The sequence below is a fragment of the Microbacterium sp. NIBRBAC000506063 genome, assembly GCF_017968845.1.
In the GTDB taxonomy this organism is placed as follows: domain Bacteria; phylum Actinomycetota; class Actinomycetes; order Actinomycetales; family Microbacteriaceae; genus Microbacterium.
Genome location: NZ_CP072876.1, coordinates 2,486,715 through 2,512,977, shown reverse-complemented (window position 1 = coordinate 2,512,977; position 26,263 = coordinate 2,486,715). Strand labels below are relative to the sequence as shown.

The 26,263-nt window shown below is 69.9% G+C and carries 18 protein-coding genes, 1 tRNA gene, 1 other RNA gene and 7 pseudogenes; 14 read left to right on the top strand and 13 right to left on the bottom strand.

Annotation, left to right across the window (positions count from 1 at the left end):
• The first annotated feature begins 50 nt into the window (after positions 1 to 50).
• From KAE78_RS14165 to sucB, 3 genes and pseudogenes are all read left to right on the top strand, one after another.
• A pseudogene (locus tag KAE78_RS14165) lies at positions 51 to 1,524 on the top strand (leucyl aminopeptidase).
• Positions 1,524 to 2,892, top strand: a pseudogene (gene lpdA, locus KAE78_RS14160) (dihydrolipoyl dehydrogenase). The pseudogenes KAE78_RS14165 and lpdA overlap by 1 nt, the downstream one beginning before the upstream one ends.
• A gap of 65 nt (positions 2,893 to 2,957) precedes the next feature.
• The gene (sucB, locus tag KAE78_RS14155) at positions 2,958 to 4,688 is read left to right on the top strand and encodes a 2-oxoglutarate dehydrogenase, E2 component, dihydrolipoamide succinyltransferase (RefSeq protein WP_223171262.1); all 1,731 of its coding nucleotides are present in this window, start codon (positions 2,958 to 2,960) and stop codon (positions 4,686 to 4,688) included.
• Positions 4,689 to 4,700: 12 nt separating this feature from the next.
• Here the strand turns inward: sucB and KAE78_RS14150 are convergent, their stop codons facing one another.
• On the bottom strand, positions 4,701 to 5,984 hold the full coding sequence (locus KAE78_RS14150; RefSeq protein ID WP_223171261.1) for a hypothetical protein: 1,284 nt from the start codon (positions 5,982 to 5,984) through the stop codon (positions 4,701 to 4,703).
• Between the two features lie 131 nt (positions 5,985 to 6,115).
• Here KAE78_RS14150 and KAE78_RS14145 point away from each other — a divergent pair, with 131 nt between their 5' ends.
• On the top strand, positions 6,116 to 6,826 hold the full coding sequence (locus tag KAE78_RS14145) for a DUF4191 domain-containing protein (protein WP_223171260.1): 711 nt from the start codon (positions 6,116 to 6,118) through the stop codon (positions 6,824 to 6,826).
• A 15-nt stretch (positions 6,827 to 6,841) separates the two neighbouring features.
• Here the strand turns inward: KAE78_RS14145 and KAE78_RS14140 are convergent, their stop codons facing one another.
• Entirely contained in the window at positions 6,842 to 8,029 is a 1,188-nt protein-coding gene (locus tag KAE78_RS14140; RefSeq protein WP_223171259.1) for a RimK family alpha-L-glutamate ligase, read from the bottom strand.
• A gap of 24 nt (positions 8,030 to 8,053) precedes the next feature.
• Here KAE78_RS14140 and KAE78_RS14135 point away from each other — a divergent pair, with 24 nt between their 5' ends.
• Positions 8,054 to 8,533, top strand: coding sequence for an ATP-dependent zinc protease (locus KAE78_RS14135; RefSeq protein WP_223171258.1), 480 nt, complete (start codon positions 8,054 to 8,056; stop codon positions 8,531 to 8,533).
• A 4-nt stretch (positions 8,534 to 8,537) separates the two neighbouring features.
• Here KAE78_RS14135 and KAE78_RS14130 read toward each other — a convergent pair whose 3' ends face one another.
• Positions 8,538 to 8,966 carry an RDD family protein gene (locus tag KAE78_RS14130; RefSeq protein WP_223171257.1) on the bottom strand — a complete coding sequence of 143 codons (429 nt, stop codon included), beginning with the start codon at positions 8,964 to 8,966 and terminating at the stop codon, positions 8,538 to 8,540.
• A 124-nt stretch (positions 8,967 to 9,090) separates the two neighbouring features.
• Here KAE78_RS14130 and glnA (KAE78_RS14125) point away from each other — a divergent pair.
• Positions 9,091 to 10,514, top strand: a pseudogene (glnA, locus tag KAE78_RS14125) (type I glutamate--ammonia ligase).
• A gap of 114 nt (positions 10,515 to 10,628) precedes the next feature.
• The gene (locus KAE78_RS14120) at positions 10,629 to 11,000 is read left to right on the top strand and encodes a hypothetical protein (protein WP_223171256.1); all 372 of its coding nucleotides are present in this window, start codon (positions 10,629 to 10,631) and stop codon (positions 10,998 to 11,000) included.
• Positions 11,001 to 11,006: 6 nt separating this feature from the next.
• On the opposite strand, the pseudogene KAE78_RS14115 reads toward KAE78_RS14120, so the two are convergent.
• From KAE78_RS14115 to KAE78_RS14105, 3 genes and pseudogenes are all read right to left on the bottom strand, one after another.
• A pseudogene (locus KAE78_RS14115) lies at positions 11,007 to 13,979 on the bottom strand (bifunctional [glutamine synthetase] adenylyltransferase/[glutamine synthetase]-adenylyl-L-tyrosine phosphorylase).
• Between the two features lie 7 nt (positions 13,980 to 13,986).
• Positions 13,987 to 15,322, bottom strand: a pseudogene (gene glnA / locus KAE78_RS14110) (type I glutamate--ammonia ligase).
• A 3-nt stretch (positions 15,323 to 15,325) separates the two neighbouring features.
• Positions 15,326 to 15,547 carry an SPOR domain-containing protein gene (locus KAE78_RS14105; protein WP_223171255.1) on the bottom strand — a complete coding sequence of 74 codons (222 nt, stop codon included), beginning with the start codon at positions 15,545 to 15,547 and terminating at the stop codon, positions 15,326 to 15,328.
• A 66-nt stretch (positions 15,548 to 15,613) separates the two neighbouring features.
• Between KAE78_RS14105 and ppgK the strand changes: the two are divergent.
• Positions 15,614 to 16,264: pseudogene (gene ppgK, locus KAE78_RS19960) on the top strand (polyphosphate--glucose phosphotransferase); the annotation flags it as partial.
• Between the two features lie 182 nt (positions 16,265 to 16,446).
• Here ppgK and rnpB read toward each other — a convergent pair.
• An RNA gene (gene rnpB / locus KAE78_RS14095) (RNase P RNA component class A) lies at positions 16,447 to 16,803 on the bottom strand.
• A 193-nt stretch (positions 16,804 to 16,996) separates the two neighbouring features.
• On the opposite strand from rnpB, the gene KAE78_RS14090 reads away from it, so the two are divergent.
• The 3 genes from KAE78_RS14090 to KAE78_RS14080 are packed head-to-tail and all read left to right on the top strand — an operon-like array spanning position 16,997 to position 19,368.
• On the top strand, positions 16,997 to 17,668 hold the full coding sequence (locus KAE78_RS14090; protein ID WP_223171254.1) for a cell wall protein: 672 nt from the start codon (positions 16,997 to 16,999) through the stop codon (positions 17,666 to 17,668).
• Positions 17,669 to 18,412: a hypothetical protein gene (locus tag KAE78_RS14085; protein WP_223171253.1), complete on the top strand. Its 744-nt coding sequence runs from the start codon at positions 17,669 to 17,671 to the stop codon at positions 18,410 to 18,412. It begins immediately after the preceding gene.
• Positions 18,361 to 19,368 carry a DUF4012 domain-containing protein gene (locus KAE78_RS14080; RefSeq protein ID WP_223172507.1) on the top strand — a complete coding sequence of 336 codons (1,008 nt, stop codon included), beginning with the start codon at positions 18,361 to 18,363 and terminating at the stop codon, positions 19,366 to 19,368. The genes KAE78_RS14085 and KAE78_RS14080 overlap by 52 nt, the downstream gene beginning before the upstream one ends.
• Before the next feature lie 69 nt (positions 19,369 to 19,437).
• Here KAE78_RS14080 and KAE78_RS18910 read toward each other — a convergent pair.
• The 4 genes and pseudogenes from KAE78_RS18910 to KAE78_RS14060 form a co-directional block, all read right to left on the bottom strand.
• Positions 19,438 to 21,187: pseudogene (locus tag KAE78_RS18910) on the bottom strand (bifunctional 3'-5' exonuclease/DNA polymerase).
• Positions 21,188 to 21,191: 4 nt separating this feature from the next.
• On the bottom strand, positions 21,192 to 21,668 hold the full coding sequence (locus KAE78_RS14070) for a reverse transcriptase-like protein (RefSeq protein WP_223171252.1): 477 nt from the start codon (positions 21,666 to 21,668) through the stop codon (positions 21,192 to 21,194).
• Positions 21,665 to 21,778 (bottom strand): hypothetical protein, encoded by a 114-nt coding sequence (locus tag KAE78_RS14065; protein ID WP_262927681.1) that lies wholly within the window; start codon positions 21,776 to 21,778, stop codon positions 21,665 to 21,667. The genes KAE78_RS14070 and KAE78_RS14065 overlap by 4 nt, the downstream gene beginning before the upstream one ends.
• Complete coding sequence (locus tag KAE78_RS14060; RefSeq protein ID WP_223171251.1) at positions 21,775 to 22,395, bottom strand: zinc ribbon domain-containing protein; 621 nt, start codon at positions 22,393 to 22,395, stop codon at positions 21,775 to 21,777. The genes KAE78_RS14065 and KAE78_RS14060 overlap by 4 nt, the downstream gene beginning before the upstream one ends.
• 55 nt (positions 22,396 to 22,450) lie before the next feature.
• Here KAE78_RS14060 and KAE78_RS14055 point away from each other — a divergent pair, with 55 nt between their 5' ends.
• Positions 22,451 to 23,290 (top strand): aldo/keto reductase, encoded by an 840-nt coding sequence (locus KAE78_RS14055; RefSeq protein ID WP_223171250.1) that lies wholly within the window; start codon positions 22,451 to 22,453, stop codon positions 23,288 to 23,290.
• A 14-nt stretch (positions 23,291 to 23,304) separates the two neighbouring features.
• On the top strand, positions 23,305 to 24,324 hold the full coding sequence (locus KAE78_RS14050; protein ID WP_223171249.1) for a zinc-dependent alcohol dehydrogenase family protein: 1,020 nt from the start codon (positions 23,305 to 23,307) through the stop codon (positions 24,322 to 24,324).
• A 7-nt stretch (positions 24,325 to 24,331) separates the two neighbouring features.
• Here the strand turns inward: KAE78_RS14050 and KAE78_RS14045 are convergent, their stop codons facing one another.
• Positions 24,332 to 25,192 (bottom strand): LysR family transcriptional regulator, encoded by an 861-nt coding sequence (locus KAE78_RS14045; protein ID WP_223171248.1) that lies wholly within the window; start codon positions 25,190 to 25,192, stop codon positions 24,332 to 24,334.
• Positions 25,193 to 25,261: 69 nt separating this feature from the next.
• On the opposite strand from KAE78_RS14045, the gene KAE78_RS18905 reads away from it, so the two are divergent.
• The gene (locus KAE78_RS18905; RefSeq protein WP_317451930.1) at positions 25,262 to 26,230 is read left to right on the top strand and encodes an EamA family transporter; all 969 of its coding nucleotides are present in this window, start codon (positions 25,262 to 25,264) and stop codon (positions 26,228 to 26,230) included.
• Here the strand turns inward: KAE78_RS18905 and KAE78_RS14035 are convergent.
• Positions 26,190 to 26,262, bottom strand: a tRNA-Val gene (locus KAE78_RS14035). The two genes, KAE78_RS18905 and KAE78_RS14035, sit on opposite strands and share 41 nt — an antisense overlap.
• Position 26,263: the final 1 nt, after the last annotated feature.

Genomic DNA, 26,263 nt, shown 5'->3' with positions numbered 1-26,263 from the left:
CCGCCCCGCCCACGGCGCCGACTCCGGCGAGGGAAACCTAGGATGGAAGCATGTCGCTTCCTGCGTTGTCTCGCGCTGACCACCCGTTCATCGACACCCAGGCCGATGCCGCCCTGCTGGTACTGGCCGACCTCGAGTCCTTCCCCGACGCGGTCTCCGCCTATCCCGGCCTCTCCGAGACACTCGGAGCCATCGGCTTCACCGGTGGGGCGTCCGCTTTCGCCCGGGTGCACGCGCCCGAGGTCACGAAGGTGCCGCTCGCGGTCGTGGGTGTCGGCAAGACGCCGTCGGCCGCCGCCGTGCGCGAAGCGGTCGGTGCCGGCATCCGCTCGCTCACCGGTTTCGAGACGGTCTCGGTCGGCCTCTCCGCCGGGCTCGAGGAGTACGCCACCGCCGCCGCCGAAGGCGCCGTCCTCGGCGGCTACCGCTTCGACGGCTACCGCAGCGACCCCGCTCGCCCGCGCGCGAGCGCCGTGCTGCTGCACGCCGACGCACTCGGCGACGCGGAGATCGCCCGGGCGCAGACCGTCGGCGACGCCGTCGCGCTCGTGAAGGACCTCGTCTCGACCCCCGCCGAGTGGCTCGGACCGAACGACCTCGCCACGCGCGCCGAGGAGAGCGTGGAAGGACTCGACGTCTCCGTCACGATCCTCGACGAGAAGGCCCTCGCCGAGGAGGGCTACGGTGGCATCCTGGGCGTCGGACAGGGGTCCGACCGCCCGCCGCGGCTCGTCCGCCTCGACTACGCGCCCGAGCAGGCGAACCGGCACATCGCGCTCGTCGGCAAGGGCATCACCTTCGACACCGGCGGTCTCTCTCTCAAGCCGGCGGGCAGCATGGTCGGCATGAAGTACGACATGTGCGGTGCCGCGACGAGCCTCGCCGCGTTCCGCGCGATCGCGAGCCTGCGCCTGCCCGTGCGCGTGACCGCGTGGCTCTGCATCGCCGACAACATGCCCTCCGGCCGCGCCACGCGCCCGGGCGACGTGCTGCGGCTCCTCGACGGCACGACCGTCGAAGTGCTGAACACGGATGCCGAGGGCCGCCTTGTCCTGGGCGACGGCCTCGCCGCGGCGAGCCGCGAGAACCCGGACGTCATCATCGACGTCGCCACGCTCACCGGCGCGATCACCGTCGCCCTCGGCACACGCCACGTCGGCGTCATGGGCGAGGACGACGCCGTCGCCGAGTTCCTCGCCGCCGCGGAGTCCGCCGATGAGCTCGCCTGGCACCTTCCGCTCCCCGAGCACATGGTGGACGAGCTCGAGTCCCCATCGCCGATCTCGTGAACGCCAAGGTCGGCGACCCCGCCGGCGGTTCGCTGTTCGCCGGGCTCTTCCTGCGCCACTTCATCGGCCGCACCGGTGAGGGCGACGACGCCGCACGCATCCCCTGGGTGCACCTCGACATCGCCGGGGTCGGCAACCACAAGGGCGCCCCTACGGCTTCACCGACAAGGGCGCGACCGGCGCGATGGTCCGATCGATCATCGCGTTCGCCGAAGCATCGACCACGGAGGCATGATGACCACGCACGAATTCGACCTCGTCGTCCTGGGCGGGGCAGCGGCGGCTATGCCGCAGCCCTTCGCGCCGCGGAGCTCGGCAAGAGCGTCGCGCTGATCGAGAAGGACAAGGTGGGCGGCACCTGCCTCCACCGCGGGTGCATCCCGACCAAGGCGCTGCTGCATGCGGCCGAGATCGCCGAGAACGTGCGCACCGCCGCATCCGTCGGCGTCACCGCGACCCTCCAGGGCATCGATGCCGCCGGAGTGCGCAGCTACCGCGAGGGCATCGTCGCGAAGAAGTTCAAGGGTCTCGAGGGCCTCATCAAGGCCCGCGGCATCACGACCGTCGCCGGCGAAGGCCGCCTGGACGCGGAGCGCCGTGTCGTCGTCGGTGACGACGTCTACGTCGGCAAGGACGTCGTTCTCGCGACCGGTTCGTACAGCCGCACGATCCCCGGCATCGAGATCGGCGGCCGCTTCCTCACCAGCGAGGAGGCCCTCGCGCTCGACGAGATCCCGGGCGCGTGCTCATCCTCGGCGGCGGAGTGATCGGCGTCGAGTTCGCCAGCGTCTGGCACTCCTTCGGCGCCGAGGTCACGATCATCGAGGCGCTCCCCGATCTGGTCCCCAATGAGGATGTCGCCCTCAGCAAGGGCCTGGAGCGCGCCTTCCGCCGCCGCGGCATCACCTACTCGCTGGGCAAGCCGCTGAGCACCGCCACGCAGGACGAGAACGGCGTCACCGTCACGCTCGACGACGGCACCGAGTTCACCGGCGACTACCTTCTCGTGGCCGTCGGCCGCGGGCCGGCCACGGCAGGGCTCGGCTTCGAAGAGGCCGGCGTCACGACCGACCGCGGCTTCGTCGTCGTCGACGAGGACCTGCGCACCTCTGTGGAGCACGTCTGGGCCGTGGGCGACATCACCCCCGGGCTCCAGCTCGCCCACCGCGGCTTCCTCCAGGGCATCGCCGTCGCGGAGCGCATCGCGGGCTGGAACCGGTGAGCGTGCCCGAGAGCCAGATCCCCGGGTCACCTACTCCAGCCCGGAGGTCGCCTCCGTCGGCGTCACCGAGGAGCAGGCGGCGGCAGAGCACGGCGCCGACGCGATCGTCTCCTACGATTACAACCTCGCCGGCAACGGCAAGAGCGAGATCATCGGCACGGGCGGGCTCGTGAAGGTCGTGCGCAAGAAGGACGGCCCCGTCCTGGGCGTGCATCTGCTGGGCGACCGCGTGGGTGAGCTGATCACCGAGGGTCAGCTCGCCGTCAGCTGGGAGGCGCACCCCGAAGACATCGCCCCCTCATCCACGCACACCCCACCCAGAGCGAAGCCCTGGGTGAGGCTTTCCTCGCCCTCGCGGGCAAACCTCTGCACGCGCTGTGAATGCGTGCCGCCATTCTGGTCACTAAGCTGAACACGTCACAAAACTTCCTGAAGGAGACTCCGACATGAGCACACCCGTGGTCCTCCCGGCTCTCGGTGAGAGCGTCACAGAGGGTACGGTCACCCGCTGGCTCAAGCAGGTCGGCGAGACCGTCCAGGCAGACGAGGGTCTGCTGGAGATCTCCACCGACAAGGTCGACACCGAAATACCCTCGCCCATCTCGGGCGTGCTCGAGGAGATCGTCGTCGCCGAAGACGAGACCGTCGAGGTCGGCGCGATCCTCGCGCGCATCGGCGACGGCAGCGGATCATCGGATGCCGCGCCTGCTGCCGACGCTGCACCTGCTGAGGCCGAGGCCGCGCCCGCCGAGACCGCACCGGCCGCAGAGCCCGAGGCAGCCCCCGCGCCGGAGCCTGCCGCAGAGCAGCCCGCGGCCGCACCGGCCTCCGGTGGCGGCGACGCGACCGACATCACCCTCCCCGAGCTCGGCGAGAGCGTCACCGAGGGCACGGTCACCCGCTGGCTCAAGCAGGTCGGCGACGAGATCGCCGTCGACGAGGCGCTGCTGGAGATCTCCACCGACAAGGTCGACACCGAGATCCCCTCGCCCGTGGCCGGCGTCATCCAGGAGATCCTGGTCTCCGAGGACGAGACCGTCGAGGTCGGCGCCGTGCTGGCCCGTGTCGGTGCCGCCGGCGCCGCTCCTGCCGCACCCGCGGAGCCTGCCGCACCGGCCGCAGAGGCCGCTCCTGCCGCGGAGGCGCCGGCAGCCGCCGAGCCGTCGCCCGCGGCGGAAGCCGAGGAGAGCGCGCCCGCCCAGGCCGCAGAGCCGGCAGCCGCTCCAGCCCCTGCCGCACCCGCGGCTCCGAAGCTGAGCCTGCCGACCGAGAGCGACAACCTCTACGTCACGCCGCTCGTGCGCCGCCTCGCCGCCCAGCAGGGCGTCGACCTGACCACCGTGTCCGGCACCGGTGTCGGCGGACGCATCCGCAAGGAAGACGTCCTCAAGGCGGCAGAAGGCGTGGGGGCCGCACCGGCCGCCGCGGCTCCCGCAGCGCCCGCTCCTCTGGAGGTCTCGCCCCTGCGCGGCACGACGCAGCCGATGTCGCGCCTGCGCAAGGTGGTCGCCGAACGTGCCGTCGCATCGCTGCAGCAGACCGCGCAGCTCACGACGGTCGTCGAGGTCGACGTCACGGCGCTTTCCGCCTACCGCGACCGCGTGAAGGCCGAGTTCCAGCAGAAGACCGGTGACAAGCTGTCGTTCCTGCCGTTCTTCACGCTCGCCGCCGCGGAAGCGCTGCAGGCGTTCCCGATCATCAACGCCACGGTCGACGGCGACAAGATCGTCTACCCCGACACCGAGAACATCTCGATCGCGGTCGACACCGAGCGCGGCCTGCTCACCCCGGTGCTGCGTGATGCCGCCACGAAGAACCTCGCCCAGATCGCTCACGAGATCGCTGATCTCGCGGCGCGCACGCGCGAAAACAAGCTCAAGCCCGACGAGCTCGCCGGCGGAACGTTCACGGTCACCAACACGGGTTCCCGCGGGGCACTCTTCGACACGCCGCTGGTCTTCCAGCCGCAGTCGGCGATCCTCGGCACCGGCACGGTCGTCAAGCGCCCGGGTGTCGTGAGCGTCGACGGCGTCGATGCCTTCGCCGTGCGCTCCTACGTGTACCTGGCGATCTCCTACGATCACCGGATCATCGACGGAGCGGATGCCGCCCGCTTCCTCGGCGCGGTCAAGGCCCGCCTGCAGGCGGCCGACTTCGCCGGTCAGCTGGGCGTCTGAGCCGCATCACCCTCACTCTGGCTGGTCCAGGGCGTCGTAGACGTCCCGGACCAGCCAGATGTCGTTTCTGCGGGAGACCACGACGATGAGATCCGGCTCGTCGTCGGTCGTGGAGAATCGCAGCGCCGCGACGTCCCCGTAGTCCTCGACGAGCGTCGACACCTCTCGTGCGACGGCCCGCTCGGCGACCGCGTCGATCGGCACCGAGGAGCCTTCGGCCACGGCCTCCGGACACTCCTCGACCGCACGCTGAGCGCATCCCACGATCGCATCCAGCAGCAGCGGCAACGCCCCCAGCGGGTCCGCCGCGTCGGCCAGCACCTCCGCAGGGGCGACGGCCTCCGGCGCCTCCTCGGCGGGCAGCAACGGGGCGTCGGCGGCAGAGACCTCTCGCGCGACCGCCGAAGGCTCCTCTCCGGATCCCGGCCAGAACAGGCCCCCGATGATCACCGCCGTCGCGGCCACGGCGGCGACGACGAGCGGCCGTCGGGAGCGCGGTGAGCCCGCGGAACGCTCGCCGACCGGCATCCGCGCCGCAACCGCGCGAAGCCGCATGCGCAGGGAGTCCGTCCGCGCGAGAAGGGCGTCCTTCCACGGCATCCGATCGCTTCCGCCGACCGAGGTCTCGCCGCGGCGATCCCGCGGCCGATCCAGTCCGCGGACCACCGCAGGGGCGTACACGTCGGTCCGGAGCGGGCGCGGCGCGGCGCACTCGAGCACCTCCGCCTCCCAGCGCTCCCCCTCGCGGGCCAGGGTTCGCGGATGCTCCAGCGCCGTGACGAGATCGTTCAGCACCCGGGACAGCCGCCGGTCCGAGGCCATCTCGACGATCCGGGTGATCACCTCGGCCATGGCCTCGGTCGCGCGCTGCCCCTCCTCGATCACGAGAACCGGCCGCACCTCATGAGTGAGCCACCATCGCCCGGACGTGGATGCCGCGTCCGCGCCCAGCTCGGCAAGGCCCCGCAGCATGCTGACGACGAGTGTGCCGATCTCGCCCGGGGCAAGAGGTTCGGATGCGGCGGCACGCCGCGCGAGGAAGGTGCCGACGGGTTCGCTGCACCACGGCAGAAGCACCTCGCCGCCGTGCTCCGCCAGGGCGATGTCGTGCGGTGCGGCGATGTGCTCCGCTCCTGCCCAGCGCCACGAGGACGAGGCCGCGGGGCAGTCCGAGGGCACGGCGACGGCGACGCCGTCCCCGTCGGTGACGAGCGTCCCTGCGAACGGCCCTTCACCGACCGGCAGACGTCGGATCACGCGATGGGAGCGAATCCAGATGGCGGTGGATGCAGTCATGCTCCTCATCCCACGCGAAGCCGAGCGTCGATGGGGCGGGATCCGGGCGATTGTGGACGGATGAGAGGAAAACCCTTCTTGTGGAGAAGAGCCCGGACTCGGCATCCGATCTGACTCGGTATCCTTGATGCATGGCAAAGCGCGCACCCGAACCAGAGAAGCGTCCCGGCTTCTTCTCGCAGATCAAGTCCCTCTTCCGGTTCACGCGCGAGGTCTACACCTGGATGCCGTGGATGCAGGCCGCCTTCGTGCTGCTCGGCATCGGTCTCGGCCTCGTCGTCGGCTACCTGATCCCGCCGCTGCGCTGGTGGAACCTGCTGCTGTGGGGCATCACCGGCCTCATGGTGGGCCTCCTGGCCGCGCTGTTCCTCATGACGCGTCTGTCGACCAAGGTCATGTACAAGAAGCTCGACGGCATGCCCGGTGCCGCCGGACACGTCGTCTCCACGAGCCTCGGTCGCAGGTGGCAGGCCTCTGAGATGCCCGTCGGGATCAACCCGAAGACCCAGGAGGCGGTCTACCGCGCGATCGGCCGAGGCGGCATCGTCATCGTCGGAGAGGGCGCCCGAGGTCGTCTGACCCGTCTCGTCAACGAAGAGCGCTCCAAGGCGCAGCGCGTCGCCCACGGCGTGCCCGTGACGGTCCTCTACGTCGGCGACGGCGACGACGACGTGCACATCTCCCAGCTCTCCAAGACGATCAAGAAGCTTCCGAAGGCGCTCGACAAGGCGACGATGGCCGCGGTCATCCGCCGCGTCGACTCCGTCTCGCAGTCGCTCGCGTCGCTGCCGATCCCGAAGGGGATCGACCCGACGAAGATGCGCGCGCCCCGCCCGCGCTGACTCCGGCTCGGCGCTCTACTCGGCCAACGGCTGCTTCGGCAGCCGGCGCACCCGCGCTCGGCGACGGCGCCTCTCGGGGATCATCGAGCGCATCTCCTCGAGCTTGCCGAAGCACAGCAGCCGATCCTCGGCTTCGAGGACGACGTTCTTTCGGGGGTTCGGGATGACCTGCACGCCCCGATGCAGAGTCAGCACCGTGATGTCGCGCTCCCACAGGCCCGACTCCCCCAGCGTCTTGCCGACCAGGTCGGCGTCCGAGTGCACGAGCAGCTCCGCGACGCCGTAGCCGGTGGAGACGGTCAGGCGCTGACGCACGTCGATCTCCGGGAATCCCACCTGATTGGCGATGTAGTCGATGATGGCTCCCGCTGCATCCAGCTTCGTCGCCGTCTCGATGCCCTGCAGCCCCGGTGAGGAGTTGACCTCCATGACCAGGGGGCCGTCCTCGCCCTCGAGCATGTCGACGCCGGCGACGCGCAGTCCCATGATCTGGGCGGAGCGCACGGCCGTCTGCTCGTAGACGGGGTCGAGCTCGACCGGCTCGACCGTGCCGCCGCGGTGGACATTGGAGCGGAACTCGTCGCCCGCCGCGACGCGACGCATCGCCGCCACGACGCGGTCGCCGACGACGAGCGCGCGGATGTCGCGCCCGCGGCTCTCGGCGATGAACTTCTGGATGAGGACGTTCTGGTTCGTGGAGTGCAGGGTCTCGATGATGGCCTCGGCGACCTTCACCTGCGGCGCCAGGATCACACCGATCCCCTGAGTACCCTCCAGAAGCTTGATGACGACGGGGGCGCCCCCGACCCGCTCGATCGCCGGCCGCACATCGGCACGATTGCGCACGAACGCCGTCGGCGGCATCGCGATGTTGTGCCGGGAGAGGATCTGATTCGCGCGCAGCTTGTCCCGCGCGCTGCTGATCCCGTTGGCGGTGTTCGGCGTGTACACGTCCATCTGCTCGAACTGACGCACCACGGCCGTGCCGAAGTAGGTGATCGAGCTGCCGATGCGGGGCAGGATCGCGTCGTAGTCGCTGAGCTGCCTGCCACGGTAGTGCAGGTCGGGTTCGTCGGCGGTCAGGTCGATCGCGAAGCGCAGCGTGTTGAGCACCTTCACCCTGTGGCCGCGCTGCAGCGCGGCCGCGCGAAGCCGCTGCGTGGAGTAGGACTGCGGCGCACGGGAGAGAACGGCGAGTTTCACGGGGGTTCCTGCCAGGATGAAGGGGTGAGTCGGTCCTCCAATTCAAACACGCTGATCGGGTGGCGCGAGTGGGTCAGTCTGCCCGGAACGAGCATCGAGTGGATCAAGGCGAAGATCGACACGGGCGCCCGCAGCTCTTCCCTGCACGCCTTCGACATCGTCGAGTTCACCCGGGACGGCGAGGAGTGGGTGCGCTTCCAGGTGCGCCCCTGGCAGGAGAGCCGCGAGGACATCACCGAGATCGAGTGCCCGGTGCATGATCGCCGTGATGTCCGCAGTTCTTCCGGGCACGCCCAGCGACGCGTCGTCGTGCTGCTGCCGCTGCGGCTGGCAGGCCACGACGTGACCGCGGAGGTCACCCTGACCAACCGCGACGAGATGGGCTTCCGCATGCTGATCGGCCGTCAGACGCTCCGCCAGGGCTTCCTCGTGGACCCATCGAGATCCTTCGTGGGCGGGAGGGCGCCGAAGCACACGCGTCGCCGCAACCGCGGCCGGGCATAGAGCCTCAGGCCCGGACGAGGACCGTGCCTGCGGCCTTGTCGTGCAGAGCGCGATGATCGGCGTCCCAGACGACGGCAGGGATCACCAGCAGCAGGAGCGCGGTGCGCACGATCGGTCGCCAGAGCCCCGTCCATCCGCCTCCCGCGCGGATCAGCCGCATGCCGAGCACCCGATGCCCGGGGCTGCCGCCGATCGTGGGGATGAACACGATCTGCATCGCGGCGAAGACGAGCATCGGCGCGAAGTGCGTCCAGCCGGCCTCACCGGGAAGAGCCCAGGGGTCGTAGCCGAAGAAGGCGACCGCGAGGATCGTCGCCGCCGAGTAGTCCAGGATGAGGGCGATGACGCGCCGCCCGAGGTGGGCGATGCTGCCGGGACCAGATTCGGGGAGACCGAGGCGCTCTCCGGGATAGCTGTTCTCGGCACGCGTCATGTGTCCAGCCTATCGACGGCTGTGTAATAAGTTCGAAACATAGCGGTCACTCCGGGGAAACCCCTCCCCCTAGTGTGCTGAGTGGCCTTCCAGCCCGCCCTCTCCCGATTCAGGAGCCCAAAAAATGTTCAGCGATTCCTCCGAGGTCCTCAGCTACATCAAGGAGAACGACGTCAAGTTCGTCGACATCCGCTTCACCGACCTGCCCGGCGTGCAGCAGCACTTCAACATCCCGGCATCAGCTGTCGACGAGGCCTTCTTCACGGATGGACAGCTCTTCGACGGCTCCTCGATCCGTGGGTTCGCGAGCATCCACGAGTCGGACATGCAGCTGATCCCCGACGTCTCGACCGCGTACTTGGACCCCTTCCGCGCGGAGAAGACGCTGATCATGGTCTTCGACATCTACAACCCCCGCACCGGCGAGATCTACGGCAAGGACCCGCGTCAGGTCGCCAAGAAGGCCGAGAAGTACCTCGCCTCCACCGGGATCGCCGACACGGCCTTCTTCGCTCCCGAGGCGGAGTTCTACATCTTCGACGAGGTGCGGTACAGCGTCACCGCCGGTCACAGCTTCTACAAGGTCGACTCCGACGAGGCCGCGTGGAACACCGGCCGCAAGGAAGAGGGCGGAAACCTCGGCAACAAGACCGCATTCAAGGGCGGCTACTTCCCCGTCTCCCCCGTCGACAAGCACGCCGACCTGCGCGACGACATCGTGCTCAAGCTCATCGACGCCGGTCTCGAGGTCGAGCGCTCGCACCACGAGGTCGGCACCGCAGGCCAGGGCGAGATCAACTACAAGTTCGACACGATGGTGCACGCCGCCGACGACATCCTGAAGTTCAAGTACATCGTCAAGAACACCGCCGAGGAGTGGGGCAAGTCCGCCACCTTCATGCCGAAGCCCCTCTTTGGCGACAACGGCTCGGGCATGCACACCCACCAGTCGCTCTGGAACGACGGCAAGCCGCTCTTCTACGACGAGGCCGGCTACGGCCAGCTCAGCGACACCGCTCGCTGGTACATCGGCGGCCTGCTCAAGCACGCACACGCCGTGCTCGCCTTCACCAACCCGACGCTGAACAGCTACCACCGTCTCGTCAAGCACTTCGAGGCGCCGGTCAACCTGGTCTACTCGGCCGGAAACCGCTCGGCGGCCATCCGTATCCCGATCACGGGCTCCAACCCCAAGGCCAAGCGCATCGAGTTCCGCGCGCCGGACGCCTCGGGCAACCCCTACCTCGCCTTCGCCGCGCAGCTCATGGCGGGCCTGGACGGCATCAAGAACCGCATCGAGCCGCTGGCGCCGATCGACAAGGACCTGTACGAGCTTCCCCCGGAGGAGGCCAAGAACATCCCCAGGTGCCGAACTCGCTGCTGGACTCGCTGAAGGCGCTCGAGGAGGACCACGACTTCCTGCTCGAGGGCGGCGTGTTCACCAAGGAGCTCATCGAGACCTGGATCGAGTACAAGTACGAGAACGAGATCCTGCCGATCGCGCAGCGTCCGCACCCCTTCGAGTACGAGCTGTACTACGGAGTCTGACGCACACAGCAGCGATGAGGCCCGTCCCGGTTCCGGGGCGGGCCTCATCGTGTCCCTCGGATGCGGCGGCGCCTCCTGCGATCCGGCGCCGGCCTCGGCGGTAGGTTGGGATGCATGCCTGCCGCCGATGTACTGACGAAACTCATGACGGCGATCGACGAACGCCGCTGGGGCGACCTCGAACAGTATCTGCACCCCGGCTTCTCCTGCCGCTATGTCCACACCGGAGAGCAGTTCGATCGCACCGCCTGGATCCGACTCAACGCCGAGTACCCCGGATTCGACCGGCTGCGCGTGGAGGAGATCCTCGGCGCCGACGATCGCGCCGCCTGCCGTTCGCATGTGACCGGACGCGGCGGGAACGGGCTGGAGCACTACGCCTGCGCGACCTTCGTCCTGCTGGACGGGAACAGGATCATCGAGATGACCGAGGTCTGGACCGACATGTCGCAGACGGTGCCGGTCGACGCCCGACCCTCCGGGTGACGACGGTCAGCCGTAGAAGAGCTTCTCGAAGACCCGGCGGGAGCGCCGGGTGACCGCGTGGTAGTCCTCGTCGACCTGGGTCGCCGAACGCGGCGGATAGCCGAGGATGCGGCCGATGCCGTCAAGAAGGCGACGGTCGGCCGGCAACGTGTCGCTGGTCTGCCCGGTGAGGATGGTGATCGCCGAGCGGAGCCGACTCGAGAGCAGCCACGCCTCCCGCAGCAAACGGGCCTCTTCCTCGGTGAGCAGTTCACCTTCCACCGCCGCCTCGAGGGCGCCGAGGGTCGACGTCGTGCGCAGTCCCGGCATCCGATGCGCATGCTGCAGCTGGAACAGCTGCACGAGCCACTCGACGTCGCTGAGCGTGCCGGGACCGAGCTTGAGGTGACGGCGCGGGTCGGCGCCCTGCGGCAGCCGCTCGCCCTCGACCCTCGCCTTGATCCTCTTGATCTCGGACAGCTCGGTCGCCGTCAGCGCGGCCGGATAGCGCACGGAGTCGGCCAGCGTCGTGAAACGGTCGATGAGCTTGTGGCTTCCCGCGACACCGCGCGCCCTCAAGAGCGCCTGCGCCTCCCAGGAGAGCGACCAGCGTCGGTAGTACTCGGTGTAGGCGTCCAGTGAGCGCACCATGGGGCCGTTGCGCCCCTCGGGCCGCAGGCCGGCGTCCAGCTCCAGCGGAACCCGGTTGTCGGTGAGATGCTCGCGCAGCTGCGCGACAACCTTGGCCGAGAGCGTCTGCGCCCGCTGCGAGTCGACGCCGTTGGCGTCGAAGACGAAGAGGATGTCGGCATCCGACCCGAACCCCAGCTCCGACCCGCCGAAGCGGCCCATGGCGATCACGGCGAAGTCGAGGGCGTCGTCCTCGGCCGGCACGACATCGCGCAGCACCGCGCGCAGCGCCGCCTGGATGGTCGTCTCGGTGATCTCGGTGAGCGCCGTGGCGACCTCCTCGATCGTCAGGACGCCCAGAACACCGGCCATCGCCGTGCGCAGCAGCTCCCTGCGCCGGAGCGCCCGCACGGCCTTCGACGCATCCTTCACGTCGTCGTGACGGGTCTGGATCGCCCGCGCCTCCTCATCGAGCGCCGCAGCGCCACGAGGCCGCAGCGCTTCCGGGGCATCGAGCCACGCCACCGACTCGGGGATCCACTCCATGAGCTCGCCGATGTACCGCGAGGAGGACAGCAGCCGCGTCAGACGCTCCGCCGCACCGGCGGAATCCCGCAGCACCCGGAGGAACCAGGGGTGTCCCCCAGACGCTCGCTGATCCGGCGGAAGGCCAGCAGACCGTAGTCGGGGTCGGCGCCGTCGGCGAACCAGCGCACCATGACGGGCATCAGGTGCCGCTGGATCGTGACCTTCCGGCTCAGACCGCTCGTCAGGGCGCGGATGTGCCCGAGGGCGCCTGCGGGGTCGCGGAAGCCGATGGCCGCAAGACGGTCGCGGGCCTGATCGGTCGAGAGCGTCCGCTCCTCCTCCGGCAGACCGGCGACGGCCGCCAGCAGCGGCCGGTAGAACACCTTCGTGTGGATCTCGCGCACCTCGCGCCGGGTGCGCTCCCACAGTTCGCTCATGCCCTGGGCGCTGTCGGCATGGCCGGTCGCCCGACCGAGCACGCGCAGCCCCTCCTCGGTGCGCGGGAGCAGATGGGTGCGCGAGAGCTCGCACAGCTGCAGACGGTGCTCCATGAGACGCAGCAGGGAGTAGTGACGCGCGAAGGCGGCCGCATCCATCCGCCCGATGTATCCGCCGGTGACGAGGGCGTCCAGGCTCTCCAGCGTGCCGCGGGTGCGCAGCGATTCGTCGGTGAGCCCGTGCACGAGCTGCAGCAGCTGCACGGTGAACTCGATGTCGCGCAGTCCGCCCTCGCCGAGCTTGATCTGGTACGGCGCATCCTCGGGATCGATGTGATCGGTGACGCGCTGCCGCATCCTCTGCACGCTCTCCACGAAGTCGTCGCGGGCGGCGCTCGTCCAGACCTTGGGGACGATCGCGGCGACATACTCCTCGCCGAGCCCGACGTCGCCGGCCATCGGCCGCGCCTTCAGCAGCGCCTGGAACTCCCAGCTGCTGGCCCAGCGGTCGTAGTAGGCCACATGCGAGGCGAGCGAGCGCACGAGCGCGCCCTGCTTGCCCTCGGGGCGCAGCGCGGCGTCCACCTCCCAGAGCGGAGGCTCCACGGCCATGCCGGACAGCCCGCGCATCGTCTCACGGGCGAGCTTGGTGGCGATGTCGATCGCGCGCGACTCCGAGGCGACCGACTCGTCGCTCGTGCCGCCGACGAAGATGACGTCCACGTCGCTGACGTAGTTGAGCTCCCGCGCGCCGGCCTTTCCCATGCCGATGATCGCCAACCGGGTCGCGGCCACGACGTCGTGACCGACGGAGGCGGCGACCCGCGTGCGTGCGACCGCGAGGGATGCTTCGAGAGCGGCGGATGCGGCATCCGACAGCGCGGCCGTGAGCTCGCGGATCGACGCCGCCGCATCGGGCAGGGCGATGTCGATCGCGGCGATCTCTGCGAGCGAGCGGCGGTAGGCGACGCGCAGGAGATCCCAGCTGGATTCCTCCCGGATGCGGCGAAGCCCTCGTCCGCGCCCACCGCCCCGAGCAGGCGTTCGCGCAGCGTCTCGGCGCTCGGCAGCACATGACCGACCGTCCTCAGCACCGACATCTCGGCGGGATGCCGCAGGAAGAAGGCCGCGAGTCCCGGCGAGGCGCCGAACACCTGCCAGAGTCGTCCGCGCGTCTCCGCCTCCCCAGAAGCGCCCCCAGCGCCTTAGGATCGCGCCTCGCCACGCGGACGAGGCCGGTCAGCGCCGCATCCGGATCGGCGGCTTCGAGATCGCCGAGCAGCTCATCGCGGGGCACGCCCGTGAGCTGGGCGAGTTCGTCGAGCATGGCGGAGGCTTCGCTGAGTTCGGCGAAGCCCCGCCTTGCGAGGGCGGAGAGGGAGAAGGAAGCGTCGGGGCGGGCCATCGCGCCGCTAGAGCATCTCGAGGTTGTTCTTCAGCTCGAACGGGGTAACCTGCGCACGGTACCCTCCCACTCCTTGCGCTTGTTGCGCAGCACGTAGTTGAACACCTGCTCGCCGAGCGTCTCGGCGACGAGCTCGGAGTTCTCCATGTACTCCAGCGCGTGGTCGAGGCTCGCCGGCAGCGAGCCGTAGCCGAGGGCGCGCCGCTCCGCATCCGTCAACGACCAGACGTTGTCCTCGGCCTCGGGCGGGAGCTCGTACTGCTCCTGAATGCCCTTGAGCCCGGCCGCGAGCAGCAGCGCATAGGCGAGATAGGGGTTGGTGGCCGAGTCGAGCCCGCGATACTCGACACGCGAGGACTGGCTCTTGTTCGGCTTGTACATCGGCACGCGCACGAGAGCCGAACGGTTCGTGTGCCCCCACGTGACGAAGCTCGGCGCCTCGTCGCCGCCCCAGAGCCGCTTGTAGGAGTTGACGAACTGGTTGGTCACGGCCGCGATCTCGTTCGCGTGCCGCAGAAGCCCGGCGATGAAGTGTCGTCCGGTCTTGGAGAGCTGGTACTTCGCCCCTTCTTCGTAGAAGGCGTTCTGGTCGCCCTCGAAGAGCGACATGTGCGTGTGCATGCCGCTGCCGGGCTGATCGCTCAGGGCTTGGGCATGAACGTCGCGTAGACGCCCTGCTCGATCGCGACCTCTTTGATGACCGTGCGGAAGGTCATGATGTTGTCGGCCGTGGTGAGGGCGTCCGCATAGCGCAGATCGATCTCGTTCTGGCCGCGCCCGGCCTCGTGATGGCTGAACTCCACCGAGATGCCCAGATCTTCGAGCATGCGCACCGAACGGCGCCGGAAGTCGTGCGCGGTCCCGCCGGGCACGTTGTCGAAGTAGCCGGCCGAGTCGACGGGCTCGGGCCCGTCCTGGCCGAACTTCGAGGACTTGAGCAGATAGAACTCGATCTCCGGATGCGTGTAGAAGGTGAATCCGGCATCCGCGGCCTTGGCCAGCGCGCGTTTGAGCACGTTGCGCGGATCGCCGACCGCCGGTTGACCGTCCGGCGTGGTCAGGTCGCAGAACATCCGTGCGGTCGGATCGATCTCACCGCGCCACGGCAGGGTCTGGAACGTCGTGGGGTCGGGCTGGGCGAGCAGATCCGATTCGAAGCCGCGTGTGAAGCCCTCGATCGCGGATCCGTCGAAACCGATCCCCTCGGCGAAGGCGCCTTCGACCTCGGCCGGCGCGATCGCGACCGACTTGAGCGTGCCGATGACATCCGTGAACCAGAGGCGGACGAACTTCACGCCTCGTTCTTCGATCGTCCGGAGGACGAAATCCCGCTGCTTGTCCATTCCCTACTCTCCGTCGTCGGCAGCGCCCGCGGCACTGCCCCACTGGTCTTCCGCGGCCTCTTCCTCGGCCCAGGCCTTCGAGCGCTCCCGCAGGATCTCCGGTGCCCGCGCCGCCTCCTCCGCGCTGTCGAAGGGGCCGGCACGGTCGATGGCCGGCGACTCGAAGCCGCGCTCGACCTCGCCCGTGGCCAGGTTGTACCAGTACTTCTCTTCGCCGTTGGACATCGCATCTCCGATCGTGAGCGCCTGACACGATCCTAGTGGCGCGCCGCTCTTGGCTAGGCTGTGAACATGGCACATGCGATCGGCGTCGACATCGGCGGTACCGGGATCAAAGCAGGACTCGTCGATCTCGACCGCGGCACCCTGGAATCAGACCGCATCAAGGTCCCCACACCCAAGGGAGCCGCGCCCGACGACGTGCTCGCCGCGGTCCTCAGCGTGCTCGACACGCTCGAGGTCACCGAGTCCTCGCTTCCTCTCGGGGTCGCCTTCCCCGCGATCGTCAAGGACGGACGCACCCTCTCCGCGGCGAACATCTCCAAGAAGTGGGTCGGCTTCGAGGCGGAGAAGTTCTTCGAGAAGGGCCTCGGGCGCAACATCCACTTCGTCAACGACGCGGATGCCGCCGGCGTCGCCGAGGTGCGCCACGGTGCCGCCCGCGGTGCGAAGGGTCTGACGATCCTGACCACGCTCGGCACCGGGATCGGCTCCGCCTTCCTCTACAACGGCGTGCTCGTGCCCAACACGGAGCTCGGCCACCTCGACCACGACGGCGACTCCATCGAGCGCTGGGCGGCCTACTCGGCCAAGGAGCGCGACGAACTGGACTGGGAGGACTGGGCGGCGCGGCTGCAGGTCTTCTACAGCCATGTGGAGTTCCTCTTCTCGCCCGACCTCTTCGTCGTCGGCGGCGGCGTGTCCAAGCACCCCGAGAGCTTCCTGCCGCTGCTGAAGCTGAACACCCCGATCATCCCGGCGATCCACCGGAACTCCTCGGGATCATCGGCGCGGCCTCGCTCGCGGCGGACTGATCCCACGCCCTCTCCGGGCGCGCGGCCCCTTCGCGACGAGACCGCGCAGCCGACGTGCTCTGAACGCGAGCAGCATGCTCCATCGGAGAGGGAATGGGCCGGCCTGTACGCCGGGTTCTGTTCCGGGGCGTACGCCCCTTCGACGGTCATCTCTCTCGGCGACACGTTGCCGTGCCGCTCCAGCGGCCTACCCGAGGACTCGGCGGGCAGCGTCGTCATCCTCTGTCTGGCCTTGCTCCGGGCGAGGTTTACCGAGCGGGCCGTGTCACCACGGCCCTGGTGGGCTCTTACCCCACCCTTTCACCCTTACCCCGTCGCCGGGGCGGTCTACTCTCTGTGGCACTGTCTCGCGGATTGCTCCGGGTGGGTGTTACCCACCGCCCTGCCCTGTGGAGCCCGGACGTTCCTCGGTGCGGTCACCCGCAACGCGACCGTCCGGCCGACCCATTCCTGCTGCCGATCGTATCGGATGCGGCTGGGACCCCGCCGGGCACCGTCGAGCCGGTGATCCAGCGGAAACAGGCCGAGTATGACGAAGCGCGTGAAATTCACTCCCCGCGCAGGCCCTCGGCGGCGTATAGTGAGAACTTGCGGGCAACTGGGGAGTTGGCTCGCGTCAATGCCTATTGGGGAGGCACAGATGAAGAAGAGTGTTTTTGCCGCGCTTGCGCTCGGAGCAGCGCTCGCGTTGAGCGCACCGACCGCAGCTTTCGGAGAGACCGACGAGGGATACACTCCGCCGCCGCCCGGCGAGCCCACGCTCGCGGGTTCCACGGCCAGCGGGGTGTGTGAGGCCGATGTCGCATGGATCAACTTCGACGTGGTCCTGAACGATCCCGAGCCCGGAACCGAGAACGCCGCGGTGAGCCTCGTGCTCAGCGGCAGCGGCCAGAGCACGACGATCCCGCTGGGGTCGCTGCAGGACGGCGCCCTCTCCGGACGCGTCCTCTGGCCCGGTGCCTCGATCGACGCGAACGGCGAGGCGAACGGCTGGCCCGGCTGGGTGTTCGAGAACGGCACCTGGGTCGAGACCACGGGGAACTTCGCGTGGACGCGCGGAAGCATCACCGCCACGATCGAGGTGAACCCATCGCTGTCGGTACCGCTGTCGTACCCGCCCGCGACGCCGAACTGCGCTTCGGGCCCGTCCGGTGAGGTGCTCAGCGGCAGCACCGGCGGCGATGTCGATGGAGACGGACTGGCTGCGACCGGCCTCAACGCCGCGATCCTGCCGATCGTGCTCGTCGGCGGCGTCGCTCTCCTCGGCGGTGCGGCTCTGCTGATCTCGCATCGCCGTTCCACGCGGTCCTGAATGGCTGTCGTTGATCCAGCGGCGCGACGCCCGCGCCGCTGGATCGTGCTCGCCGTCGTCGGGGTCGCCCTCGCGCTCGTCGCTGCCGTCGCCTGGGTAGGAGCGCGCGCCCTGCTCGCCAAAGGCGAGTTCGAGGCACTCGTCCCGCTCGCCGGTGACGTGCGCGATGCCGCCGCCCGCGGCGACGCGGATGCGCTCCTCGCGCTGGCCCCCGAGTTCACCGATCACAGCCGCCGCGCCGCCGAGCTCACCTCCGATCCGCTCTGGCGCGCCGCGGAGGCGCTTCCCCTGCTGGGCGACGACCTCGCGGCCATCCGCATCGCCGGCGCGCAGGTGAACGCGCTGGCACCGATCGTGCCGCTCGCCGGCGACCTTGGTCAGCGTCTCCAGGAGAGGTCCGAGGGCGCGATCGTCGATGTCGCGCTGCTCCGCGAGTTCTCCGACGATCTCGTGGAGGCGACGGCGACCGTCGAGAGCGCGTCCGCCGCGATCCACGGCATCGACACGACGACGCTTCTCTCTCCGGTCGCCGGCGGCATCCGTTCCCTGCAGGACGCGCTCGGCGAGCTGCAGCCGATGATCAGCGGCGCAGCCGCGGCCAGCGAAGTGATCCCCACGGTTCTCGGGCTCGATGAGCCTCAGACCATTCTCATCATGTTCCAGAACACGGCCGAGCTCCGCACGGGGGCGGCATCTCCGGATCCTTCGCCGAGCTCCGTGCGGATGCCGGCGCGCTCACCCTGACCCGGCAGGCCGACTCCTCGATCTTCCCCCACTTCGCAGAGCCGATCCTCGACGTGCCCGAGAGCACCGTGGCGCTCTATGGCAACGTCCTCGGCCGCTACGTGCAGAACGCGTCCATGGCGGCCGACTTCGAGACGACCGCGGCTCTCGTATCGCACTGGTGGGACGATCTGACCGGGAGCCCGCCTGACACGATCATCTCCGTCGATCCCGCGGTGCTCCGCGCCCTGCTCTCGGTGACCGGTCCGATCCCGCTGGGTGGGCAGGAACCGCTCACCGCCGAGAACATGATCGAGACGCTGCTGGTCGAGCCCTACCGAACGCTCGATCCGGGCGAACAGACCGACCTCTTCGAGTCGGCGGTGATCGCGCTCGTCGATCAGCTCGTCGCCGGGGACGTCGAGCCCATGGCCCTCCTGCGCGCTCTGGCGGAGCCGGCCGCCGCGGGCAGCCTGACCGTCTGGAGCGCGGATGCGGACACCGCGGCCGTCCTCGCCTCGAGCACGCTCGGCGGTCCGTCCGCACGTCAGGCCGCGGCCGGGGACGGTGCGTTCGCCGTCTACTTCAACGACCGCACCGGCGGCAAGATGGCACGGCTGCTGCGCACCGAGATCACCGCCGCGCTCGGATCATGCCGCGACGACGCGCACCGCGAGGTCGTCGTGACGGTGACGCTGCATCACGACGGAGACCCTTCCGTCGCGAGCCTTCCCGTCAGCGTCACCGGAGGCGGCTACTACGGGGTTCCCGCGGGCGACATCGGCACCAAGATCACCGTCGCGGCACCGGTCGGCGCCTTCTTCGGCGCCGTGTCCGAAAACGGCGCCCCCGCACAGATCACGACAGCCGTCGACGCCGGTCACCCCTCCGTCAGCGCCCAGTTGCTGCTCTCCCCGGGCAGAGCGGCTCCCTGGAGTACCGCTTCCTCATCCCGTCGGCGGATGCCGAGCACCTGACCATCGTGCACACCCCCTCCTCAACGCCCCGACGTCAGGATCGCCGCAGACCCCTGCGGGTGATCCGCATCACTTCTGCGCCGTCTCGGCGATGCGCAGATCCAGGGGAACCTCCAGCGGGAAGCCGCCGAAGAGCCGCCGTGTCGCCGTCGCGGCGGCCTCCCGGACCGCGGAGGCCGCGGCTTCCGCCTGCTCGGCGGGGGTGTGCACGATGACCTCGTCGTGCAGGAAGAAGGCCAGATGCGCACGGTGCGCGAACACCGGACCGGATGCCGCGGCGGCCGTCTCCGCGGCCGGCAGCTGCGCGAGACGATGCCGGATCTCGGCGAGCCAGATCAGCGACCATTCCGCGGCGGTGCCCTGGACGACGAAGTTGCGGGTGAAGCGCCCCGCTCGGCGGCGAGCCGTCGTGCCCGCTGCTCGTCGCCGGCGTTCGCGTCCGCGCTGCTCGCCCGCTGCTGCACGGCGAGCCACTCGCGCGAGGGAGGCGGTGCCGTGCGCCCGAGCCAGGTCGTCACCGTGCCGCCGTCCTCCCCTCTCCGAGCGGCATCGTCGACAAGACGCATGGCGCGCGGGAACACCCGACGCAGCCGAGGGACGAGCTGCCCACCCGTGCCCGACGTCGCACCGTACATCGCCCCGAGCACGGCGTACTTCGCCTCCTCGCGGTTCGTCACCGCCCCGGAGGCCACGACGCCCTCGTAGAGATCGGTGCCGCGCGCGGCCTCCGCCATGGCCAGATCGCCGGACATCGCGGCGAGCATACGAGGCTCGAGCTGGGCGACGTCGGCCACGATGAGCCTCCAGCCGGGATCCGCTCGCACGGCCGGACGTAGACTGCGAGGCAGCTGGAGCGCGCCGCCGCCGGACGAGGCCCATCGCCCGGTGACCACGCCGCCGGGCACGTAGACGGGCCGGAACCGGCCCTCGTGCACCCATTCCGCCAGCCACCCCAGCCGTTCGCCGTGTGGAGGCGCGACAGCTTCTTGTAGGCGAGCAGCGGCTCGATCGCCGGATGCTCGTGCTCGGCAAGCTCCCACCGGCTCGTGGAGCCGACCAGGATGCCGACCCGATGCAGAGCGCGCAGCAGCTTGGGCGGGCTGTCGATGTTGAGCCGAGGGTCGTCCAGATGCATCCGCACCTCCGCCGCGAGCTCGGCCATCCGCGCCGGGACCCCGGTCGCCGACGAACGGGGTCCGAGCATCCGCGTGAGCAACTCGTCATGCACGCCGGCGTCCCAGGGCACGCCGGCGACACGCATCTCTTCGGCGACGACCGCGCCGGCGGATTCCGCATGGCAGAGGAGCAGCAGCCGCGGATCCTGAGCCGCTCTTTCCCGCTGGGCGCGGAACTGCGCAAGGCTCGCCGCGGCATCCGTCTCGATGTCGTCTCCGGTAGCCTCATCTGCCGCCTCCGACAGCTCGAAGAGCGCCGGCTCCGCAGACTGCTCCTCCACGGGCGGGCGCGTCCAGGGCGGCAGCGGTCGGTCCGTGCGGTCGGCGTTGCGGATGATCTCGTGGCAGAGGTCCAGGTCCCAGACCTTGCTGACGACGACGCCCGCCCGCAGCAGCATGGGGAGGAGCTCCCCGGTGCGGCGCAGCACCCAGCGTGGCGGGCCCGAGGCCTCTGCGGCGCGCACGGCGGCGATCGCCTCCGCCGGCTCGTGCTGCGCCCGAGCGATCTCGGCGCCTGCGGAATCCAGTTCCACGACGGTGACGACGACCGCATCGTCCGACGAACGCTCCGGAATCAGCAGTGCACCGGGTTCCCCGTGCGGCGCCGTCGACGCGGCCTCACCCGAGGCCGGCACGATGCCCATGGGCTCAGAAGAGGGTCGGTCCATCGGGGTCGGATGCCGCAGGCGTCACCCCGTCGTGGTCGCGCTGGAAGCTCTCCCGGCGATCCATCGACTCGTTGGCGACGGCATCGGCGCGGGCGTTGTCCTCCCGTCGGACCCATTCGAAGGTGACATCGCGCCCGGCGATGAGCTCGTGGGCGGTGCGAGCGAGCTCGCGCATGTCGGGGTGCTTGATCTTCCAGCGTCCGGACATCTGCTCGACGACGAGCTTGGAGTCCATGCGCACGCGGACGGACGCCGCGGAGTCACGGGCGAAGGCCGCGGCGATCCCGGCGATCATGCCCTGGTACTCGGCGACGTTGTTCGTCGCGATCCCCACGTACACGCCGACCTCGGCGAGGAGCTCGCCGCCATCCGGATCGATGACGACGGCGCCGCCCGCCGCCTGCCCGGGATTTCCGCGAGAACCGCCGTCCGCCTCGACGAGGAGACGCCGGCTCATAGCCCGGATTCCTCGGTGCGTACGAGGATGCCGCCGCACTCCGGGCACGACAGCACCGCGTCCGGTGCGGCCTGTCGGATCTTGCTGATGTCGGTGCCTGAGAGCATCATCTGGCAGCCTTCGCACGTGCCGCGGCGCAGAAGGCCGACTCCGACACCGCGTGCCGCCCGGCGCTCGTACTCCGCGACGAGATCCGCCGGAGCCGCGGCGACGAGCGCCGTCCGGTCCCGGGACAGCTGTTCCCCTCCGCCGTCGCTGCGGCGATCGCGGCCTTGGCCGCGGAGGTCAGTTCCGTGCCCTCGGCAGTGGTCTGGTCGATGTTCGCCTGCTGCGCGGCGACAGCCGCCTCGGCCTCCTCCACGCGGGCCATCACCTCAAGCTCGGCGTCTTCGAGGTCGCTCTGACGCTTCGCCAGGCTCGCCAGCTCGTGCTCGAGCGCCTGGGCGTCCTTGGGGCTGCTGGTCGTCGCCAGCCGCTGCGCGTCGCGGTCCCGACGCTGCTCGACGAGTGCGACATCCGACTCCAAGCGGGTGAGCTCCGCGCGGGCGTCCTCCAGGACTCCGGTCAGCTGCGTCAGCTCGCGGACCTGCTCCTGACGCTGCGCCGCGAGCTCTTTGATGCGCGGGCCCTGCGCGGGGTTGGTGCGGGCCTTCTCGGCGCGACTGAGCTTCCGATCGATCTCGGCGATGTCGAGCAGGAGGCGCTGGTGTTCGGGACTCGCGTTCACACTTTCCAACTTAGCGGTGCTGGGTAGGCTGAGGGGACGATTCGAAGGAGCGTCCATGTCCTCCCTTCCGCTGTTCACCGCGCACAACGGCTTCACCCTCCCCGCGATCGGACTCGGCACCTACGGTCTGCGCGGTGCCGAGGGCGCCACCGCCGTCGCGACTGCCCTCGAATCCGGCTACCGCCTGGTCGACACGGCGTTCAACTACGAGAACGAGGGCGCCGTCGGTCGCGGTGTGTCGGATGCCGCCGTCCCCCGCGACGAGGTCATCGTCACCTCCAAGCTGCCGGGTCGTCATCACGCCTCGACCCGCGCACGCGCGAGCATCGAGGAGAGCGTGTACCGGCTCGGTCTGGACGCGCTCGACCTGCATCTGATCCACTGGCCGAATCCGCGACGCGACGAATACGTCCAAGCCTGGACCGCGCTCGTCGAGGCGCAGCAGCGCGGCATCGTCCGTCAGATCGGGGTGTCGAACTTCCTGCCCGAGCATCTCGAGCGGATCGAACGGGAGACGGGCATCCGACCGGTCGTGAACCAGATCGAGATCCACCCCTACTTCCCTCAGGAAGCGGCGGTCGAGTACCACGCCGAACGCGGCATCATCACCGAGGCGTGGAGCCCGCTCGGCAAGGCGAGAGACATCGTCCACGAACCGGTCGTCCTCGAGATCGCCGCCGCACACGACGCCTCGCCCGTCCAGGTCGTCCTCGCGTGGCACATCGCCCGGGGCGTGGTCTCGATCCCGAAGGCCTCGTCGCCCGAGCACCGCGCCGCCAATCTCGCCGCGGCCGCGATCGCGCTGGACGCCGCCGAGGTCGACGCGATCACGGCGCTCGGCCGACCCGACGGGCGCCTGTTCGACGGCGACCCGGCCACCCACGAAGAGCTCTGAGCGGAAGGACTCCCATGCGCGGTGTCGTGATGGCCGGACCCGGCGACGTACGCGTCGTCGATCGTGACGATCCCCGGATCATCGAACCGACGGATGCCGTCATCCGCACCGTCGCCACCTGCATCTGCGGCTCGGATCTCTGGCCCTACCGCGGTGCGGACGTGGTCGCCGATGCGCCCATGGGCCACGAGTACGTCGGCGTCGTCGAGGAGATCGGCCCGGATGTCGCCACGATCGAGGTCGGCGACTTTGTGATCGGGTCGTTCATGGCATCCGACAACACCTGTGAGATCTGCCGCGCCGGCTACCAGTCACGGTGCGTGCACGTCGTGCCGATGGGGTCGATCGGCACGCAGGCCGAGCGCATCCGCGTGCCGCTGGCCGACGGGACGCTCGTCGCCACCCCCGGCGCTCCCGAGGCCGACCTCGTCCCCTCCCTGCTGGCAGCCTCGGATGTGCTCGGAACGGGCTGGTTCGGCGCCGTCGCCGCCCAGGCAGGACCGGGGAAGAGCGTCGTCGTGGTGGGCGACGGTGCGGTGGGCCTTCTGGCGATCCTCGCGGCGAAGAATCTGGGCGCGGAGCGCATCATCGCGATGTCGCGGCACGCCGACCGGCAGGCCCTCGCGCGGGAGTTCGGCGCCACCGACATCGTCGAAGAGCGCGGTGAGGAGGGCGTCGCCCGTGTCACGGAGTTGCTCGGCGGTCTCGGTGCGCACTCGGTGATCGAGGCCGTGGGAACCCAGGAGTCGATGAAGCAGGCCATCCGCTCCGCCCGCCCCGGCGGACACGTCGGCTTCGTCGGCGTCTCGCACGGCGTCGAGCTGTCCGGGCGCTCCCTGTTCTACTCCACCGTGCACCTGCACGGCGGGCCGGCGCCGGTGCGGCAGTACCTGCCCGAGCTCATCCGGCTCATCTGGGAACGCAAGATCGACCCGGGCCGCGTCTTCGACCTCACCCTCCCGCTGGAGCGTGCGGCTGAGGGCTATGCGGCGATGGACGAGCGCCGGGCGATCAAGGTGCTGCTCACGCCCTGAATCCCGCTCAGCCGTCGGCGTACAGCGCCGTGGCCGCATCGATCAGCTCACCGAGGCCGCGGGGCTGCTGATCGCGCCACCAGGCGAGCCGCACCGGGATGCGCGGCCCATCCTTGACCGGGCGATAGGTGACGCCCGGGCGTGCATGGTGATGCGCCGTGGCCTCTGCGGTCGTGCCGATGCCGCGTCCGGCGATGATGGCGTCGAGCCAGCTGTCGACGTCCGTCGACTCGATGAAGCGCGGCATCCGGTCCAGGCCCGCCCAGAGCGCCTCGGTCGTCGTGCCCGCGCGCGGATCGATGATGACGGTGCGCTCGGCCAACTCCGACAGGCTCAGCTGCCGCCGCCGCGCCCAGTGCGAGTCATCCGAGGCGAACGCCACCAGGCGGCGCTCGAGGCCGATCACGACCGAGTCGAAGCGGGCGTCGTCCAGCGGGCGGCGGACGACCGCGACATCGCACCGCCCCTCGGCGAGGCCGGCCGTCGGCGAGTTGTGACGGATCAGCTCGAGGTCGCTGTCGACGGCGCGCGTCGCCCACTCCCGCTGCAGACGGGCCGTGTGACGCCCGAGTGCCGCCCAGGCGTAGCCGAGGCGCAGCACCCCGTGACGGTCGCGGAGGAAGTCGCTGAAGCGATCGGCCTCGGCGAGCACGCGACGGGCGTGAGGGAGCAGGAGGCGGCCCGTGTGGGTGGGCTCGCAGCCGCGCGGGATGCGGCGCAGGACGCGTTCGCCCACGGTCCGCTCGAACGCGGCGATGGTGCGCGACACGGCCGCCTGGGAGATGAACAGCTCGGCTGCGGCATCCGTGAAGGATCCGGTCTCTGCGGCCGTCACGAAGACCCGCAGCTCCCGGAGGTTCCAGTCCATAACCAAATCGTATGGCAACTGCAAAATATGCACTAGGCGAATGATGACCGCCGTCCTAGCCTCGTGCCCATGGAGACCCGCGACACCGATGCACGGCCTGCCGTCGCGCCCGCGCTGTCCGCGGCGACGGCGACGCCTCGGCAGCGCCTCGCGGGCATCGCCATGCTCCTGGGCGCCTCCGCCTCGAACCAGGTCGGCGCGGGCCTCGGCGCCCTGGCGTTCCCCGTCATCGGCCCGGTCGGCGTGGTCGCGGTCCGGCAGGTGATCACCGCGCTCGTGCTCACCCCCGTGGTGCGGCCGCGTCTGCGCGGGCTCAGTCGCGACCAGTGGATGCCGATCCTCGGCCTCGTCGTGGTCTTCAGCCTGATGAACTTCTGCCTGTACGCCGCCGTCGAGCGCATCGGGCTCGGGCTGGCGATGACGCTGGAGTTCCTCGGCCCTCTCACCGTGGCGATCCTCGGTGCGCGGTCGTTCCTGCACGTCGGATGCGCACTGCTGGCCGGCGCCGGCATCGTCATGATCACCCAGCCCGGCGCGACGACCGACCTCCTCGGAATCGCCCTCGCCCTCGTGGCCGCCGGATGCTGGGGCTGCTACATCCTCCTCAACCGCTCACTCGGACAGCACCTGCCCGGCCTCCAGGGCACCGCCGTGGCCAGTCTGCTCACGGGCGCGATCTGGGTGCCGATCGCGGGGCTCTGGTTCGCCTTCCACCCACCGACCATCGGCGCGCTCCTGCTCGCGACGGCCTGCGGAGTGCTGGCGTCGACCATCCCCTACGCCGCCGACATGCTCATCCTCCGGCGCGTCCCCGCGGCCCTGTTCGGCGCGCTCTCCAGCATCGCCCCGGTCTGGGCCGCCGCGATCGGCTGGCTCATGCTCGGCCAGGGACTCGATGCGGCCGAGATCACCGGGATCGCGCTCATCGTCACCAGCAACGTCGTCGTGTCGACGTGGGGTCGCGCATCCGGGGTCGTGCGTCGAGAACGGACTGAAGTGGGCCCTGCCGGGATCGAACCGACGACATCCACGGTGTAAACGTGGCGCTCTACCAGCTGAGCTAAAGGCCCC